Raw genomic sequence first — 2,500 nt, 5'->3', positions numbered from 1 at the left:
CCGAGATTCCCTGAGTAGCGGCGAGCGAAAGGGGACTAGCCCTTAAGCTCTTTATGTCTTAGTGGAAGGATCTGGAAAGTTCCGCGATACAGGGTGATAGCCCCGTACACGAAAAGGCACATTGAGTGAAATCGAGTAGGTCGGGACACGTGTTATCTTGACTGAATATGGGGGGACCATCCTCCAAGGCTAAATACTCCCAGCTGACCGATAGTGAACCAGTACCGTGAGGGAAAGGCGAAAAGAACCCCGGAGAGGGGAGTGAAATAGAACCTGAAACCGTATACGTACAAGCAGTAGGAGCAGGCTCGTCCTGTGACTGCGTACCTTTTGTATAATGGGTCAGCGACTTACTGTCTGTAGCAAGGTTAACCGCATAGGGGAGCCGTAGAGAAATCGAGTCTTAATAGGGCGTTTAGTTGCAGGCAGTAGACCCGAAACCCGGCGATCTATCCATGGGCAGGTTGAAGGTTGAGTAACATCAACTGGAGGACCGAACCGACTCCTGTTGAAAAAGTAGCGGATGACCTGTGGATCGGAGTGAAAGGCTAATCAAGCCGGGAGATAGCTGGTTCTCCTCGAAAGCTATTTAGGTAGCGCCTCGCGTCTCACCCTCGGGGGTAGAGCACTGTTTGGGCTAGGGGGTCATCCCGACTTACCAACCCCATGCAAACTCCGAATACCGAGGAGTGCAATCGCGGGAGACACACGGCGGGTGCTAACGTCCGTCGTGAAAAGGGAAACAACCCAGACCGCCAGCTAAGGTCCCAAATACCAGTTAAGTGGGAAACGATGTGGGAAGGCCCAGACAGCTAGGAGGTTGGCTTAGAAGCAGCCATCCTTTAAAGAAAGCGTAATAGCTCACTAGTCGAGTCGGCCTGCGCGGAAGATATACCGGGGCTCAAACTGGTAACCGAAGCTGCGGATGCTCTTATGAGCATGGTAGAGGAGCGTTCTGTAAGCCGTTGAAGGTGAACTGTGAGGTTTGCTGGAGGTATCAGAAGTGCGAATGCTGACATGAGTAACGACAAGGGGGGTGAAAAACCCCCCCGCCGGAAGACCAAGGGTTCCTGTCCAACGCTAATCGGGACAGGGTTAGTCGGCCCCTAAGGCGAGGGCGAAAGCCGTAGTCGATGGGAAACAGGTTAATATTCCTGTACTTGCAATTGCTGCGATGGAGTGACGGAGAAGGCTAGGCCAGCATGGCGATTGGTTGTCCATGTTTAAGGTCGTAGGCTGGGGGATTAGGCAAATCCGGTCCCCTAAGGCTGAGAACTGATGACGAGTCTCTTTAAGAGACGAAGTGGTTGATGCCCTGCTTCCAGGAAAAACTTCTAAGCTTCAGGCAATTGCGAACCGTACTCTAAACCGACACAGGTGGTCAGGTAGAGAATACCAAGGCGCTTGAGAGAACTCTGGTGAAGGAACTAGGCAAAATGGTACCGTAACTTCGGGAGAAGGTACGCCGGTTTTGGTGATGGGACTTGCTCCTTAAGCTGAGGCCGGTCGAAGTGACCAGGTGGCTGCGACTGTTTATTAAAAACATAGCACTCTGCAAACACGTAAGTGGACGTATAGGGTGTGACGCCTGCCCGGTGCCGGAAGGTTAATTGATGGGGTTAGCGCAAGCGAAGCTCTTGATCGAAGCCCCGGTAAACGGCGGCCGTAACTATAACGGTCCTAAGGTAGCGAAATTCCTTGTCGGGTAAGTTCCGACCTGCACGAATGGCGTAACGATGGCCACGCTGTCTCCACCAGAGACTCAGTGAAATTGAAATCGCTGTTAAGATGCAGTGTACCCGCGGCTAGACGGAAAGACCCCGTGAACCTTTACTATAGCTTTGCACTGAACTTTGAGCCTACTTGTGTAGGATAGGTGGGAGGCTTTGAAGCAGGAACGCCAGTTCCTGTGGAGCCATTCTTGAAATACCACCCTGGTATGTTTGAGGTTCTAACTCTGGTCCGTAATCCGGATCGAGGACAGTGTATGGTGGGTAGTTTGACTGGGGCGGTCTCCTCCCAAAGAGTAACGGAGGAGTACGAAGGTGCACTCAGCATGGTCGGAAATCATGCAATGAGCATAATGGTATAAGTGCGCTTGACTGCGAGACAGACATGTCGAGCAGGTACGAAAGTAGGTCATAGTGATCCGGTGGTTCTGTATGGAAGGGCCATCGCTCAACGGATAAAAGGTACTCCGGGGATAACAGGCTGATACCGCCCAAGAGTTCACATCGACGGCGGTGTTTGGCACCTCGATGTCGGCTCATCACATCCTGGGGCTGAAGCCGGTCCCAAGGGTATGGCTGTTCGCCATTTAAAGTGGTACGCGAGCTGGGTTTAGAACGTCGTGAGACAGTTCGGTCCCTATCTGCCGTGGGCGTTGGAGATTTGAGAAGAGTTGCTCCTAGTACGAGAGGACCGGAGTGAACGAACCTCTGGTGTTCCGGTTGTCACGCCAGTGGCATTGCCGGGTAGCTATGTTCGGACGGGATAACCG

General features: G+C 52.7%; 1 rRNA gene (cut by a window edge). It reads left to right on the top strand.

Features of this window, described 5'->3' with window-relative positions:
* Positions 1 to 2,500 (top strand): 23S ribosomal RNA (locus C3938_RS00575); its annotated part reaches 223 nt to the left of the window's first position; the annotation flags it as partial.

It is taken from the genome of Microbulbifer pacificus, assembly GCF_002959965.1.
In the GTDB taxonomy this organism is placed as follows: domain Bacteria; phylum Pseudomonadota; class Gammaproteobacteria; order Pseudomonadales; family Cellvibrionaceae; genus Microbulbifer; species Microbulbifer pacificus_A.
Note: the sequence above shows the minus strand (reverse complement) of the source record. Positions and strands in the feature narration are given on the sequence as shown.